The sequence below is a fragment of the Palleronia sp. genome, from assembly GCF_042089775.1.
Classification (GTDB): Bacteria; Pseudomonadota; Alphaproteobacteria; order Rhodobacterales; family Rhodobacteraceae; genus Palleronia.
This window is the reverse complement of sequence record NZ_JBELKF010000082.1, coordinates 1-14,907: the sequence shown is the minus strand read 5'-3', so window position 1 is coordinate 14,907 and position 14,907 is coordinate 1. Positions and strand designations below refer to the sequence as shown.

Here is a 14,907-nt window from a genome sequence, read left to right as displayed (position 1 = left end):
GATCCGGCTGGACCTGAATGCCTGCACGATGGACGCGGTGGTCGCCGAGGCCGAGTGGCAAAGCCGCAAGGATGCGTGGCAACCGCCCGAGATCCACAACCAGACGCCCTGGCAGGAGCTTTACCGCACCCACGTAGGCCAGCTTGGCGAGGGCGGCTGCCTAGAGCTGGCGACTGCCTACCGCAAGGTCTGCAGCGACCTGCCGCGCGACAATCACTGAGCAAGCGGGGCCGGCCGCGCGCCGGCCCCTGTCGGTCTACCTGTACCAGAGAGCGATCTCGGGGAAGGTGATGACCAGTGCCAGCGCCAGCACCTGCAAGCCGATGAACGGCAGGAGCGAGACGAAGATCGTGCCCAGCGAGATCTCGGGTGGCGCGACGCTCTTGAGGTAGAAGGCAGCCGGTCCGAAGGGCGGCGACAGGAACGAGATCTGCATGTTCAACGAGAACAGCACCCCGAACCAGATCGGATCGTAGCCCAGTTCGACCACGATCGGCACGAAGATCGGCACGGTCAGGAGCGCGATCCCGACCCAGTCGAGGAACATGCCGAGCACCGTCAGGATCAGCATCATCACGATGAGGACCACCAGCCGGTTGTCCGACACCCCAAGCAGAAGCTGCTCAATGAACTTGATCCCGCCCATCAGGTTGTAGACCCCGATCAGGGCCGTCGCGCCGACGCCGATCCAGACGATCATGCCGCAGGTCCTGAGCGTCTGCAGTGCTGCGTCCGACAGCAGGGTCCAGCTCATCTCGCCACGCAGGATGATCGACAGCATCACGCCGATCACGCCGATCGCCGAAGCCTCGGTCACCGAGGCGATGCCGCCGTAGATCGAGCCCAGAACGAAGATGACCACCATCAGGGGCAGGATCAGCCCTTTCAGCAAGACCAACCGTTCTGCCAGAGGCCGGGTGTCGGTCTCGGTGGGTACCGGCGCCTTGTGCGGCTGAAGGTAGCCGGTCAGCAGAATATAGCCGGCATAGAGAGAGGCCAGCATGATGCCAGGCACGAAGGATGCGGTGAACAGCTCACCGATGGAGACGTTCGCGGACAGGCCGAAGATGATCAGCACGATCGACGGCGGGATCATCGTGCCAAGCGCACCGCCCGCGCAGACGATGCCGATGGCGAGTTTCCGGTCATAGCCCAGCCGAAGCATCTGCGGCAGCGCGAGCAGGCCCAGCAGCACGATCTCGCCGCCGATGATCCCGGACATCGCCGCGAGGATGACCGCGACCAGCAATGTCTGCACGCCGACTCCGCCGCGAATGCGTCCGGCCACCAGGCGCATCGCATCGAAAAGGTCGCGGGCGATGCCGGACCGGTCGAGCAGCGAGGCCATCAGCACGAACATCGGTACCGAGACGAACACGTACTGCATGATGAATGAGTAGATCCGGGTCGTCACGATGGGCACCGCCATCGTACCGAACCACCCGAGGGCGAAGATCAGCGCCACGAGGATCGTGACGAAGGCAAGCGGCATGCCCGTGACGAGCAGCACGAGCAGCATTCCGAACATCATGAGGCTGCCGCCGCCGATGCCGAGCGACGAAAGATCAAGCATCTTCGAAAGCCCTCTTTTCAGCTGCGCCTTCCGGCGGGCTGTCATGCGGGTCGCGCCGAAGATGAGCGATAGCTTGCAATGCGAACTGCACCGTCATGATGCACAGCATGAGGAAAAGCACGGCCTTCACGATCGCCGGGGTGGGCGGGTTCCAGGCACTGCCGCTGGTCTCGAGCCGGAAGGTCCCCGAGGGCGTGTAGAATGCTCTGTACGCCAGGCTCCACGCGGCCCAGGCCATGAGCGCGCAGGCGAGGCCGCCGACGACGCAGATGGCCACGTCCAGCCAGCGCCGGGCTGCGGGTGAGATGGCGTCGTAGATCAGGACGACGCGGATGTGCTTGTCGATAGCGAGACAGTAGGCGCCGCCAAACGCGAAACAGATCGCGGTCATGGCGATCGTCGTCTCGTGTACCCACGATGTCGGCGCGTTGAAGACGTACCTCATCGTCACCTCGTAGAAGGTGAAGAAGGTAACGATCAGGAAGCCGATGGCGACGACCCGCCCGAGCGGTGCCAACGCGGCCGAGAGCGGATCCTGCGTCACGACGGTCTCGTCGCGGACGGTCTCGTCAATTTCCATTGCGGGCCTCTGGTGTTGAAGGCCGGGCGAAGTGCTCGCCCGGCGAAGCCATTAGCGTCCGGTTGCCCTGTCAGAGGAGGCCCTGCTCGGTCAGGTAGCTCGTCAGCGCATCATAGACGCGCTGCGCGTTTTCGGAACGCTCGGCATAGTCAGCCCACTGTTCCTGGGCGATCTGGCGGAATTCGCGCTTTTCGTCCTCGCCCCAGCTGTGGATCGTGACGTCGTCTCGCGCACGCAGCTCTTCGGCGACTTCCTCGTCGCGAGCGGAGATCCGTTCGGCCAGCTCATCCGCGTACCAGACCACCGAGTCGGTCAGAATCTGGCGATCTTCCTCGGACATCTGGTCCCAAGTGGCCTTGGTGATCGACACTTCGTTCAGCGGCAGCGAATGGAAGCCGGGCCAGATCGGGTGCTTGGCGACGTCATGAAGACCCATCGAGTGGTTCGTGGCCAACGTCGTGGCGTCGGCAGCGCTGATCACGCCCTTGTCGAGCGAGGTGAAGACCTCGGACTGGGGAAGGTTGACCGGCGACGCGCCTGCTGCGGCGAAGGCCGACTGCACCATGCCCTCGGGCGCACGCATCTTGACCCCCTGGAAATCCTCGACCGAGTCGATCGGAACCGCCGAGGGAATGGATTCCGCGGTTTGCGCGGCCGGCCCGATGAACTGCACGCCGTAAGGGTTGACGATCTCGTTGTAGAGCTCCGTGCCGCCCCCTTCGTTGAAGAAGGCGCGCAGCTCTTCGGCCGACGAATACGCCCCGACCGGGTTGCCGATCAGCGCGAACGCGGCGTCCTTGCCGGTGAAATACGAGCTGTCGGTGATGTGGCCGTCAAGAATGCCCGCCCCGACCGCATCGAGGGTCTCGTTGTACTCGACGATCGACCCGACTGGCAGCATCTCGACCGAAATCCGTCCATCCGACATCTCGCCGATATGCTCGGCCCAGGCCTGCTGCACCTCGAACGCGGCCGTGCCCGAGTTGTCGCTGCTCTGGAACTGCAGGTCGTAGCTGTCCTGGGCATGTGCGGCGCCCGTGAGAGCCGCCACGGCGACGCTGGCGGCGAAGATTGACTTCAGCATTGAACTTTCCTCCCTAGGTATCGTGATGATCACGCCGAGCTGGCGGATGCCCTGACATGTGTGGACTGTCCAATGACGCGGCGCAAGGAGCGAACCCGCTCGCGCGTTGCGGACGCTGCTCGAAGAACCGGCTCGACACGCGGCGCTCCGCCAGCCCTTGGAAGTGCCCCGGAGCCGAATGCCCGCTCGAAAACCACTGTTGTACAAGTGGCGCCTCGCCCAGCGCCTCGGCACAGGCCTCCGTCGCCCGAATCCTCCGCAAGGATGCACAGGCTACGGCAAGAAGGGACCGCACGGAGCGAAAGGCGGGTTCCTTCTCGTCACCACGACCAAACCAACGATAATTCGGCTGTCACACACGATGAGTCTTGAGTTCTGCATCGTGGCGCTCTGAGATGCCATGCAGCGCCATGCGCTCAATATCGATCAGCGCAGCCAGTTTCGGCCCCAGATTGACGAAGATCCCGACGAGTGCTGCGGGAAAGGTGCCGATGGCCGAACACGGGCGCTGGACGGACAACCTCGTGATCGAGCGGTCTTGGCGCTCGCAGAGATACAGGTGCATCTACCTGAATGGCTTTGAGGCCGGATCGGCGGCCCCGTGTCGGCATCGGCAGATGGATCGACTTCCAAAACACGGAGCGCCTCCCGGCACCCGAAGGACGGATATTGGTCGAGGCCCCTCATGGGCTCGGCCCGTAAGCGGCATGATCAACAGCCAAGCTTGGCAGCGCTGAAGAGCTCGCGGAGACTTGGGGGCCGCCTTGATTTCACCTTCTGTGCGGCGCCTATGAGATGTGCAATCAAGCGAGCGGACCAAGGCTCTACGGTCACCGGCGCCCTTGGTCTGCGGAGGCACCGCATCCGATGAGGCCGCACGCGACCGGCGCAAAGATCGATGCAGCGCCAGCGCGACGCCGCTCAACCTCATATTGCAACGCCGCTCTTCCCGCGCTACGTCTTCGTCGAATCCGTTGGGGTGCCCTGTCTGGGGCTGAGAGGCGCGAGCTAACCCATCGAACCTGATCCGGGCAATACCGGCGTAGGGAACGGAGCACGATCTGGCTCGGCCGAAGGCTGCTGCCTTTTCTTTCTCCTCCCGTCGTCGGTGGGGGGAAGCGATGATGGGATACGCCTCCGCACTGACTATCGCAGGCTCCGACAGTGGCGGAGGCGCGGGCATCCAGGGTGACCTCAAGACGTTTTCGGCTCTCGGGGTCTACGGCACGAGCGCGATCACCGCGATCACCGCGCAGAACACCCGCGGCGTCCTCGCCGTCGAGGCAGTCTCACCCGCCACCGTTACGGCGCAGATCGCCGCCGTGCTCGATGACATCCCGCCGCAGGCGATCAAGATCGGGATGCTTGCCTCACCCGAGATCGTAGTCGCCGTCGCCGCCGCGCTTGAGGGCTACGCCGGTCCCATCGTGCTCGATCCCGTGATGGTCGCAAAGTCCGGCGACGCGCTTTTGGCGAAAGAAGCCGAGGCCGCGCTGATCGAGTACCTGCTGCCCCGCGCGGACGTCCTGACGCCAAACCTGCCCGAAGCCGCGCGCCTGCTGGGCCGCGACGAGGCGCGTGACGCGGAAGAGGCCGAGGCGCAGGGGCGGGCACTGCTTGTGCTCGGCTCCCAAGCCATCCTCATGAAGGGCGGTCACGCTAAGGGGCCGACCTGCATTGACCGGCTGGTGACGGCGTCCGGCGTGGTGGCGATGGAGCAGCCCCGGCTGGCCACACGCAACACTCACGGCACGGGATGCAGTTTGTCCTCGGCCATCGCGGCTGAGTTGGCAAAGGGTGCGCATATCGAGGACGCTGTTCGACGTGCACAGCTCTGGCTGCACGGCGCGATCCGCGCGGCGGACGGACTCGGCATCGGCAGCGGGCACGGGCCCGTCCACCATTCCCACGAGGTTTGGACGTGATGCGGGCGACGGTCCTTGGTGCCGGCGTGGCCGGGCTTTGCGTGGCGACGGAACTTGTCGCCCGAGGCTGTGAAGTGACGATCTACGATCCGGCGCCCCGGCCGGGGCCGCACGGCTGCTCGTGGTGGGCCGGCGGCATGCTGGCCCCCTTCTGCGAGAGCGAGACGGCCGAAGAGCCTGTCGTGCGGCTGGGGCAAGAGGCGGCCGATTGGTGGGAACGGCAGGGTGTAGCCGTCGAGCATCGCGGCACGATCGTGCTGACGCTCGGCCGCGACCGGCGCGAGCTCGACCGGTTCGCCCGCCGCATCGAGGGGCACGACCGGCTTGACGCCGACAGCCTCGCAGCGCTCGAGCCGGACCTCGGCGGGTGCTTCGACCGTGCTCTCCATGTTCCCGCCGAAGCGCACCTTGATCCGCGCGAGGCACTGAACCACCTCCGCAACCGCCTGGAAGAGGTGGGCGTCACGTTCGTGGCCGAGCATGGAGGCGCTTCGGGCGCGACCTTCGACTGCCGCGGTTTGGCGGCCCGGGACGCCCTTCCAGACCTGCGCGGTGTGAAGGGCGAGATGGCGGTGCTGCGCAGCCCGGACATCCGCCTCAGCCGTCCTGTCCGGCTGCTCCACCCACGATTCCCGCTCTACGTGGTCCCGCGCGCGGGCGGGCTCTTCATGCTGGGCGCGACGCAGATCGAAAGCGACGACCGCCGGCGGAGCGTTCGCTCGGTCCTCGAACTGCTCTCTGCGGCTTACGCGCTCCACCCCGCCTTCGGCGAGGCGGAACTGGTAGAGATCGGTGTCGATGCGCGCCCTGCCTTTCATGACAACCTGCCCCGCCTGCGACGGCGGGGAGACACGATCCACGTCAACGGCCTGTTCCGCCACGGCTTTCTGCTCGCGCCCGTGCTCGCGCGGATGGCGGCGGAGGCGGCCTGCGACGGGACCAGACCGGAGTTGATGGATGAAGATCATGATTAACGGCACCGCGACCGAGGTACGGGCCGAGACGCTCGGCGCCGTTCTAGGCGAACTCGGCTACGGAGACGCCAAGGTCGCCACCGCCGTCAACGAGAGCTTCGTGCCGGCGACGGCGCGCGAACAGACGGCGCTCTCTCCCGGCGACCGGGTCGAAATCGTCGCACCAAGGCAGGGAGGCTGAGATGCAGCTCTACGGCACCGAGATCGCGTCGCGCCTGATGCTCGGCACGGCGCAATACCCCTCGCCCGCCATGCTGGCCGATGTCTTCCGCCGCTCCGGCGCCGGGATCGCCACCGTCTCGGTCCGCCGAGAAGCGGGCGGGGAGCGCGCCGGCGCCGCATTTTGGAATCTGGTGCGCGACCTCGGCGTGAAGGTCCTGCCCAACACCGCGGGCTGCCATTCCGTCCGCGAGGCGGTCACGACCGCGCACATGGCGCGCGAACTCTTCGATACGCCTTGGATCAAGCTCGAGGTGATCGGCCATGCCGATACGCTGCAGCCCGATCCATTTGGGCTGTTCGATGCGGCGCGCATCCTCGCCGAAGACGGGTTCCAGGTATTTCCCTACACGACCGAGGACGTGGTGCTGGCCGACCGCCTGCTTTCGGCCGGGTGCGAAGTGCTGATGCCGTGGGGCGCCCCCATCGGCACCGGGCTGGGCCTGACCAACATCTATGGCCTGCGCACGCTCAGGGCGCAGTTCCCCGAGGTGCCGATGGTGGTCGACGCCGGGCTCGGCCTGCCCAGCCAGGCGGCGATGGCGATGGAGATGGGATACGACGCCGTGCTATTGAACACCGCCGTTGCCAAGGCGGGCGATCCGGCGGCGATGGCCGATGGTTTCGCCCGCGCGGTCGAGGCGGGGCGCCTCGCCTATCAAGCCGACCCGATGGAGCCGCGCGACATGGCCGCGCCGTCGACGCCGGTCATCGGCAAGGCCTTCCTGACATGAGCCTCGACCGGTTCTACCCGATCTTCGACAGCCTTGATTGGCTCGAACGGTCCCTACCCCTCGGCGTGAAGCTGGTGCAGCTGCGCATCAAGAACATGCCGGAGGCGGAGTTGCGGCAGGTCGTGGCGCAGGCACAGGCGCTGTGCAGGACGCATGGGGCCGTGCTGGTGGTGAACGACCACTGGCGCTTCGCAATCGACGAGGGCTGCGAGTGGGTGCATCTGGGACAGGAAGATCTGGACACCGCCGATCTGTCCGCGATCCGCCGGGCCGACCTGAAGATCGGCATCAGCACCCACGACTACGCTGAACTCGACCGAGCGCTCTCGCTCGCGCCGGACTACGTGGCGCTCGGCCCGGTCTACCCGACGATCCTGAAGAAGATGAAGTGGGAGCGACAGGGACTGGGTCGCGTCGCCGAATGGAAGCGGTTGATCGGCGACATCCCCCTCGTCGCGATCGGTGGGATGAGCGTCGAGCGGGCAGCGGGCGCGTTTGAAGCCGGAGCCGACATTGTCGCGGCGGTCACGGACATCACGCTGCATGACGATCCCGAAGCGCGCGTGCGCGATTGGATCGAGGCAACGCGATGAGCCGCTACGCCCGCCAGATCGACGTCCCCGAACTTGGGCCCGCCGGACAGGCCCGCCTGCGGGAGGCGCACGTGCTGGTCGTGGGGGCGGGAGGGCTTGCGGCGCCGGTGCTGCAATATCTCGGTGGTGCGGGCGTTGGCCGCATCCGGCTGATCGACCCCGACCGGGTGGAGGTGACGAATCTCCACCGCCAGACGCTCTTCCACGAGACCGACATCGGCCGCCATAAGGTCGAGGCGGCCGCGTGTGCCGTTGCCGCGCTGAACCGGGAGTGCCGTGTTGAGCCGATCGTGGCGGCTCTCGATCCGGCCAATGCCGAAGCCCTTTGCGATGGCACGGATCTGGTGCTCGACTGCGCCGACAGTTTTGCCGCAAGCTATGTCCTCTCCGACACCTGCCGCTTCGCCAACAAATCGCTGGTCAGCGCCTCGGTGATCGGACTGGACGGATACGCCGGCGCATTCTGCGGCGGCGCACCGGGCCTGCGCGCAGTCTTTCCGGACCTGCCTCAACGCGCCGGCTCCTGCGCCGAGGATGGCGTGCTCGGTCCGGTCGTGGGGATCGTGGGCGCGCTCCAGGCGCAGATGGCGATCGCGCTGCTGGCGGGGATCGACCCGTCACCGCTGGGCCACCTCGTCACCGTCGACGGGCGGAACCTGCGCTTCGGCGGCTTCCGCTTCGATGGAGCGCCAGAGCCCGCCAGCCAGCCCCGTTTTCTCGCCCCGTCCCAGATCGCCGAGGGTGATTTCCTTGTGGACCTGCGGGCCGAGCAAGAGGCGCCGCTGGTGCGACCCGATGCCCACCGCCTGCCCGTCACGGCCTTCGGGCCGGACGGACCCGTCCCCGCTGCCGGCCAGCGCGCGGTGCTCTGCTGCCGCTCGGGCCTGCGCTCCTGGGCCGCGGCCGAGCGCCTCGCCGGCGTCTGGGACGGAGACATTTTCCTCGTCGCCCTGGGCGACCCGACCGGAGAGACCCCATGAAAGCCAGACTGACCGCCCTCGCCCTTCTCGCCGCAACGCCTGCCACAGCACAGGACGAGATGACCGTCGTGCTCGACTGGTTCGTGAACCCCGATCACGGCCCCATCGTCATCGCCGAGGAGCAGGGTTACTTCGCCGAAGCGGGGCTCGAGGTCGAGATGATCGCCCCGGCAGACCCCGCCGATCCGCCCAAGATGGCCGCTGCCGGGCGCGCGGATCTGGCGATCTCGTACCAGCCGCAGCTGCACCTGCAGGTCGCCGAAGGCATGCCGCTCGTCCGGGTGGGCACGCTCGTGGCCACGCCGCTCAACTGCCTGCTGGTGCTCGAGGACGGCCCGATCGACGAGATCGCGGACCTTAAGGGCCGGAAAGTCGGCTTCTCGGTAGCGGGGGTCGAAGAGGCGCTGCTTTCGTCCATCCTCGATACCAACGGCCTGACCATGGACGACATCGAGCTTGTCAACGTGAACTGGTCGCTGTCGCCTGCGCTCATGTCCGGGCAGGTCGACGCCGTCATCGGCGCCTTCCGCAACTTCGAACTCAACCAGATGGAGATCGAGGGCGTGCAAGGCCGGTGCTTCTACCTCGAAGAGGAGGGCCTGCCCGCCTATGACGAACTGATCTACGTCGCCAACCCCGAGACGATGGACGCGGACATGATCCGCCGCTTCCTCGCGGCGACCGAGAAGGCGACGCAGTTCATCGTCAACCATCCGCAGGAAAGCTGGGAGATCTTCTCCGGCACCTCCGTCGAATTGCAGGACGAGCTGAACGAAAGGGCCTGGACCGACACGATCCCGCGCTTTGCCCTGCGCCCCGAGGCGCTGGACCAGGGCCGTTACGCCCGGTTCGAGGCCTTCCTGAACGAAGCCGGCCTGGTGGAGGGGACACGCCCCGTCTCGGACCTCGCGGTCGATCTGGGGGCACAATGAGCTACGGCACCACCTTCCCGCTCTGGCGCGAAGCGGCAGGCGAAGCGTGGCGAGACTACACCCGTCACGCGTTCGTCCAAAAGCTGGGGGACGGTACGCTCCCACGGGAGGCTTTCCTGCGCTATCTCGTGCAGGACTACGTCTTCCTCGTCCACTTTTCCCGCGCCTGGGCCTTGGCCGTGACCAAGGCCGAGACTCTGGAGGAAATGCGCACCTGCGCCGCCACCGTCCACGCGCTTCTCGACGACGAGATGCGCCTGCACGTCAAGACCTGCGCGGCAGAGGGCGTCTCCGAGGCGGAGCTTTTCGCGGCGCGCGAGGCGCCGCAGAATCTCGCCTATACCCGCTACGTCCTCGATGCCGGCCATTCAGGCGACTTCCTCGACCTGATGGCCGCCCTTGCCCCCTGCGTGCTCGGCTATGGCGAGATCGGCGCGCGCCTGTCGGTCGAGGCCGGACGAACCTCCTATTCCGACTGGATCGAGACCTACGCCGGCGCCGACTACCAGCACACCTGCCACGAGATCGGCGCGCTGATCGATGCGGCCGTCGCCCGCCGCCTTGGAACGAGCCCCGAGGACAGCCCCCGCTGGCCCCGCCTCTGCGCGCGCTTCGAGACGGCGACGCGGCTTGAGGTCAACTTCTGGGGCATGGGCCTGCCCGGATGAGCGCCGCGCCCGCGCTGTACCTGTCCGGGCACGCGACGATAGACGGCACGACGATCTTCGGCCCTCTCTCTCTTGAGGTTCCGGCAGGGAAATGGACCTGCCTGCTCGGCCCCTCGGGCGTGGGCAAGTCCACGATCCTGCGCCTGCTCGCCGGCCTTGGGAACGAAGTTGCGTTCGAGGGCGAGGTGGCGGCCGATGACGGGGCGCCGCTGGAAGAACGTGTGGCCCTGATGGCGCAGAGCGATCTGCTGATGCCCTGGCTCGATGTGGCCGCGAACGTCACCCTCGGCGCCCGCCTGCGGGGCGATACGCCGCAGCCGGACCGGGCGCGCGAGGTGCTGGAGCGCGTGGGGCTCGCCACGCATGCCGCCAAGCGCCCTCATGCCTTGTCAGGCGGACAGCGGCAGCGGGCGGCGCTTGCCCGGACGTTGATGGAGGACCGGCCGGTCGTGCTGCTGGACGAGCCGTTCTCGGCGCTCGACGCGAAGTCGCGCGCGCTGATGCAGGATCTCGCAGCCGAGCTGCTGGCCGACCGCACCGTCCTGCACGTCACCCATGACGCCGCCGAGGTCGCCCGGCTGGGACACACCATCCTGCTGATGACGCGGCACGGCATCACGTCCGTCACTCCGCCGGAAGCGCCCATGCCCCGCCTCTACGACGCGCCCGAAACGCTCGCATTTCAGGGGCACCTGCTGCGACTGCTGATGAACCCCCGATGAGACAGGCGGTTCGCATCGCAGGCGTCGCGCTCCTGGGCCTCCTGACATGGCAGGCGGTCGTCACGCTGGCCGAACTCCCCCGGTTCATCCTGCCCGGCCCGCACCTCGTCCTTGCAACGCTGTGGACCAGCCGGTCGCTCATCGCCGAGCACGCGCTGGTCACGGCAGTCGAGGTCCTGATCGGCCTCGGCCTCGGGGCAGCCTGTGGTTTCGCCTCGGCGATCCTGCTGGCTGCCTCGCCGCTCGCGCGGTCGCTGCTGCGTCCGATGCTCGTCTTCAGCCAGGCTGTGCCGGTCTTCGCGCTGGCGCCGATCCTGACGCTCTGGTTGGGCTACGGGCTTTGGTCCAAGGTGGCGATGGCGCTGCTCATCATCTACTTCCCCGTCACCTCGTCCTTCTTCGACGCCCTGATGCGAACGCCACCCGGCTGGCTGGAACTCGCCCGCGTTATGAACGCCACGCCCGGCCGCACGCTGTGGCGCCTGCGGGTGCCGGCCGCCCTGCCCGGCTTCGCGTCGGGCCTACGGCTCGCCGCCGTCTATGCCCCCATCGGCGCGATCATCGGCGAGTGGGTCGGAGCATCCCGCGGGCTCGGCTACCTCATGCTTCTGGCGAACGGGCGCGCAAAGATCGACCTGATGTTCGCGGCGCTGATCGTCCTCGCGATCCTGACGCTCATGCTGCACGCCGCCGTCGACGCGGTCTGCCGGCGCCTTTGGGAAAGCTGAGCGGCAGCCAATCCAGCCCGCGCGTTCGCCGCATTCGGAGGGCGACTCGCGGGTGTGCGGGCTGGGAGGGACCTTCGATTGAGCGGTCATTCGGCTTCGACGCCGCCTTTGCGGGCTTAGCGCAGCACCCTTTTTGATTAGATCTATGCCCTCGCGCCCAGGCAAGAAGTGGCTCTGTGACTGCGGGTCTCGTGAAGACGCTGCATGCAGCCAAGAGAAGTGGGCGGTATGCGATTCACCGTGCACCCACGTGGCCGGTCGGATGAGAGAGCCGGCCGTTTGATCCGGATGAGGCCGCTTCGGCCACAGCACGGCCGCTAGGCGCGCCAGTTTTTGCCGCGACATGAAGATCCGGCAAGTGCCACTCCTGAACTGGTCAAGCTGACCTCCGCCCTGCGCCGCGGCGAATAAAGTTGTATTCCTGAGGAGGGCGCGAGCGAGGTCTTCTTCTTTCTCGGTGTTCTCGCAGTCTTCTTGCTGCCGTCATCGAAAAACGACGTCGCCGCGGCTCCGCCCGCAGGTGCATGGTTGGAGGGACGGATGCCTTCTCTCGGTCCAGCTGCTCCACGCTGCACAGCTGTTGCTCCGCCTGTTGGCAGCGGGCTTGATGTCGACTGGCCTGCCGGCCCTCACGCTTCCCAATCTTGGGGCAGATCATCGCGATCCGCGAGCGAGCAGGACGCCGGGATGGCGACTGCCGATGTGTGCCGCAAGCACGGCGCGCTCTGACCTTCCACGAGTGGAAGGCCAGGCACTGCGGGATCGAGGTCTTGAACGTTCTTTGACTGAAGGCGCTTGAGGAGGACGACGCGAAGCTCTTGGCCGAGGCGATGACGTACAACCCGACCCTGAAGGAGGTTGCCGCAGAAAGATGGCAGCGGCCGGGTGTCAAACAGGTGCTCGTGGCATCCACCGCGTGAGCCAGCGCCGGGCGCGCAAGGCTCTTGCCGGGGAGCGATCGAGCCGATCCGACTATCGGCACGTTCCTGTGATGCCCGAGCAACAGGGGATAATGGCAAGGCACAAGAAGCTCAGGCGGCTCAACCGCGAGGCCGAGAGCCTGAGCGATACGGAACAGCTGCTCGCTGGGACGTACAACGCGGTGATTTGATCGCCGTTATCAGCGACCCGGATGACACGGGTTAGCCAAGGAGCAGCATTTGGAACCGATTGGCGGATGAGCACCCGGCGGAGACCGTCTGCGCGCGCCTGTTTCCTGCCGTGATTTGCTCCGGCGCAAAGTCGGGAAGTCGGGAAGTCGTGGGGCGATTAGGTTGTCGGCATCACACCCGGACAAGAAGGAACATTCGATGATCCGCACGATGATAAACGGCCTTGCGCTCGCAGCTTTGCTGGGAAGTGCCGCTTATGCCGAGACCCACGAGGTCCAGATGCTCAACCGCAGCGACGACGGAAAAATCATGGCCTTCGAGCCGGGCCATCTGCAGGTCGCGCCGGGCGACACGGTCAAGTTCGTGGCCACGGACAAGGGCCACAATGCCGAGTCCATCCTGGAAATGTCGCCAGAGGAGGCCGAGGCGTTCAAGGGCCGCATCAACGAAGAGATCGAGGTCACGCTGGATACCGAAGGGCTCTACGCTGTGAAGTGTGCCCCGCACTTCGCGATGGGCATGGTGATGACCATCGTCGTCGGCGACGTGACAGAAGTTCCGCCCGAGTTCCTGGCAGGCCGTATCCCGCCGAACGCGATGGATCGCTTCGTTGTCCAGATCGAGGAACTTGGCCTCTAAAGAACGCCCCGCTCGTTAAGGGCAGGTGTTCCACGCAGTCGGCGCCCGAGGAGGCAATGATGGAAGAAGAACCGGAAATCAAACTTGAAGCCCAGGCCACGCCGCAGGCAAAGCGCGACTTCAAGCCGACCCGCCGCGGCATTCTGCGGGGCACGGCGCTCGCCGGTGCTGCGGCAATGGCGGGAAGCTATGCGCACGCCGCCCAAACCCGCGCGCCACTGCCCCCCTTCGCATGCCCGGCGCGCCGGTCGTGAAAGCACAGGCGGAAGCAATCGCCCGCGCGGACCCTGCTGATTTGTCCGGGCTGGAGCGGGTCCGCCAACGGCTCGTCTCTCCGCCGGGAGCGCCCGAACACGAGCAGGTCGCCAGCGGCCCGCCCAAGATCGTCGAGGTCGAGATGACCGTGCGCGAACGGCTGATGGTGGTGGACGAGGATACCGGCGCGACCATCTGGGCGCTGTCCTATAACGGCTCGGTCCCCGGCCCGCTCATCATCGTGCATCAGGATGACTACGTCGAACTCACGCTCAGAAACGCGCCGAACAGCATGATGGAGCACAATATCGACTTCCATGCCGCCACCGGGGCGCTGGGAGGCGGAGCACTGACCCACATCTATCCGGGCGAAGAGACGGTGCTGCGTTTCAAGGCCACGAAGCCGGGCTGCTTCACCTATCACTGCGCGCCCGGCGGCGCCATGATCCCCTATCACGTCTGCCACGGCATGAACGGGGCGATCATGGTTCTGCCGCGCGACGGGCTGAAGGACGGCGACGGCAGTCCTCTACGCTACGACCAGATCGCCTATATCGGCGAGCAGGACTACTACCTGCCGCGGGACTCCAGCGGGAACTTCATCCAGTATCGCACGGCCGGCGAAGATTATGCCGACAGCCTCGAGGCGATGCGTAGCCTTACCCCGACACACTCGGTCTTCAACGGTGTCGTGGGCGCGCTGACCGGCGGCGGAGCGATCCGTTCCGAGGTGGGAAAGACGGTTCTGATGATCCACAATCAGGCCAACCGGGATTCTCGCCCCCACCTGATCGGCGGGCACGGCAACTATGTCTGGGAAACCGGATCGTTCAGCGATGCGCCACTGACCGGGCTGGAAACCTGGTTCTGCCGGGGCGGTTCTGCGATGGCGGCGATGTACACCTTCGAACAACCCGGGCTCTACGCCTACGTCAATCACAACCTGATCGAGGCGGCCCTGCTGGGCGCAACTGCGCACTTCGTCGTTCAAGGCGAGTGGAACAATGACTTGATGGAGCAAGTCGTCGCTCCGCGGGCCTCTGTAGCCTGATGCAAAATGCAGCGCGACAATGGGGACGGAAATCGTTCACTTTGTCGCGCTGCCGCATGACCTGAGCCCCGTTTCTTCCTCCAGTTTGAGGTAGAGTCCGCTCCAACGAGGAGACGGACAATGAAGAGATCAAGGTTC

At 66.2% G+C, this 14,907-nt stretch carries 17 protein-coding genes, 1 pseudogene and 1 riboswitch; of the genes and pseudogenes, 14 read left to right on the top strand and 4 right to left on the bottom strand.

Translation table 11 applies throughout. The features are described 5' to 3' along the window. Positions 1–220 (top strand): annotated as a pseudogene (locus ACFDS3_RS15970) (dihydroxy-acid dehydratase); the annotation flags it as partial. 36 nt (positions 221–256) lie between these two features. Here ACFDS3_RS15970 and ACFDS3_RS15965 read toward each other — a convergent pair. From ACFDS3_RS15965 to ACFDS3_RS15950, 4 genes are all read right to left on the bottom strand, one after another. Next, entirely contained in the window at positions 257–1,573 is a 1,317-nt protein-coding gene (locus tag ACFDS3_RS15965) for a TRAP transporter large permease subunit (RefSeq protein ID WP_375263350.1), read from the bottom strand. Next, positions 1,566–2,153, bottom strand: a complete 588-nt coding sequence (locus tag ACFDS3_RS15960; RefSeq protein ID WP_375263349.1) for a TRAP transporter small permease subunit — start codon at positions 2,151–2,153, stop codon at positions 1,566–1,568. Before ACFDS3_RS15960 ends, ACFDS3_RS15965 begins: the two co-directional genes overlap by 8 nt. 70 nt (positions 2,154–2,223) lie before the next feature. Then, a complete protein-coding gene (locus ACFDS3_RS15955; RefSeq protein ID WP_375263348.1) occupies positions 2,224–3,237 on the bottom strand; it encodes a TRAP transporter substrate-binding protein in 1,014 nt (337 codons plus the stop codon). 352 nt (positions 3,238–3,589) lie between these two features. After that, entirely contained in the window at positions 3,590–3,802 is a 213-nt protein-coding gene (locus ACFDS3_RS15950; protein WP_375263347.1) for a hypothetical protein, read from the bottom strand. 400 nt (positions 3,803–4,202) lie between these two features. Then, a riboswitch (TPP riboswitch) is annotated at positions 4,203–4,303 on the top strand. A 58-nt stretch (positions 4,304–4,361) separates the two neighbouring features. On the opposite strand from ACFDS3_RS15950, the gene thiD reads away from it, so the two are divergent. From thiD to nirK, 13 genes are all read left to right on the top strand, one after another. Then, positions 4,362–5,162 carry a bifunctional hydroxymethylpyrimidine kinase/phosphomethylpyrimidine kinase gene (gene thiD, locus ACFDS3_RS15945; protein ID WP_375263346.1) on the top strand — a complete coding sequence of 267 codons (801 nt, stop codon included), beginning with the start codon at positions 4,362–4,364 and terminating at the stop codon, positions 5,160–5,162. Next, positions 5,162–6,136, top strand: coding sequence for an FAD-dependent oxidoreductase (locus ACFDS3_RS15940; RefSeq protein WP_375263351.1), 975 nt, complete (start codon positions 5,162–5,164; stop codon positions 6,134–6,136). The genes thiD and ACFDS3_RS15940 overlap by 1 nt, the downstream gene beginning before the upstream one ends. Next, complete coding sequence (gene thiS / locus ACFDS3_RS15935) at positions 6,120–6,317, top strand: sulfur carrier protein ThiS (protein WP_375263345.1); 198 nt, start codon at positions 6,120–6,122, stop codon at positions 6,315–6,317. Before ACFDS3_RS15940 ends, thiS begins: the two co-directional genes overlap by 17 nt. 1 nt (position 6,318) lies before the next feature. Beyond that, a complete protein-coding gene (locus ACFDS3_RS15930; RefSeq protein WP_375263344.1) occupies positions 6,319–7,089 on the top strand; it encodes a thiazole synthase in 771 nt (256 codons plus the stop codon). Then, positions 7,086–7,682, top strand: coding sequence for a thiamine phosphate synthase (locus ACFDS3_RS15925; RefSeq protein WP_375263343.1), 597 nt, complete (start codon positions 7,086–7,088; stop codon positions 7,680–7,682). The genes ACFDS3_RS15930 and ACFDS3_RS15925 overlap by 4 nt, the downstream gene beginning before the upstream one ends. After that, positions 7,679–8,662 (top strand): ThiF family adenylyltransferase, encoded by a 984-nt coding sequence (locus ACFDS3_RS15920; RefSeq protein WP_375263342.1) that lies wholly within the window; start codon positions 7,679–7,681, stop codon positions 8,660–8,662. Before ACFDS3_RS15925 ends, ACFDS3_RS15920 begins: the two co-directional genes overlap by 4 nt. Then, positions 8,659–9,594 carry an ABC transporter substrate-binding protein gene (locus tag ACFDS3_RS15915; RefSeq protein WP_375263341.1) on the top strand — a complete coding sequence of 312 codons (936 nt, stop codon included), beginning with the start codon at positions 8,659–8,661 and terminating at the stop codon, positions 9,592–9,594. Before ACFDS3_RS15920 ends, ACFDS3_RS15915 begins: the two co-directional genes overlap by 4 nt. Next, positions 9,591–10,262: a thiaminase II gene (tenA, locus tag ACFDS3_RS15910; RefSeq protein WP_375263340.1), complete on the top strand. Its 672-nt coding sequence runs from the start codon at positions 9,591–9,593 to the stop codon at positions 10,260–10,262. The genes ACFDS3_RS15915 and tenA overlap by 4 nt, the downstream gene beginning before the upstream one ends. Then, positions 10,259–10,984 carry an ABC transporter ATP-binding protein gene (locus ACFDS3_RS15905; protein WP_375263339.1) on the top strand — a complete coding sequence of 242 codons (726 nt, stop codon included), beginning with the start codon at positions 10,259–10,261 and terminating at the stop codon, positions 10,982–10,984. Before tenA ends, ACFDS3_RS15905 begins: the two co-directional genes overlap by 4 nt. Continuing rightward, complete coding sequence (locus ACFDS3_RS15900) at positions 10,981–11,712, top strand: ABC transporter permease (RefSeq protein WP_375263338.1); 732 nt, start codon at positions 10,981–10,983, stop codon at positions 11,710–11,712. Before ACFDS3_RS15905 ends, ACFDS3_RS15900 begins: the two co-directional genes overlap by 4 nt. Positions 11,713–13,022: 1,310 nt before the next feature. After that, positions 13,023–13,463, top strand: coding sequence for a pseudoazurin (locus tag ACFDS3_RS15895; RefSeq protein WP_375263337.1), 441 nt, complete (start codon positions 13,023–13,025; stop codon positions 13,461–13,463). A gap of 59 nt (positions 13,464–13,522) precedes the next feature. Continuing rightward, positions 13,523–13,717 carry a twin-arginine translocation signal domain-containing protein gene (locus ACFDS3_RS15890; protein ID WP_375263336.1) on the top strand — a complete coding sequence of 65 codons (195 nt, stop codon included), beginning with the start codon at positions 13,523–13,525 and terminating at the stop codon, positions 13,715–13,717. Beyond that, complete coding sequence (nirK, locus tag ACFDS3_RS15885; protein WP_375263335.1) at positions 13,714–14,769, top strand: copper-containing nitrite reductase; 1,056 nt, start codon at positions 13,714–13,716, stop codon at positions 14,767–14,769. Before ACFDS3_RS15890 ends, nirK begins: the two co-directional genes overlap by 4 nt. The last annotated feature ends 138 nt before the right edge of the window (positions 14,770–14,907 follow it).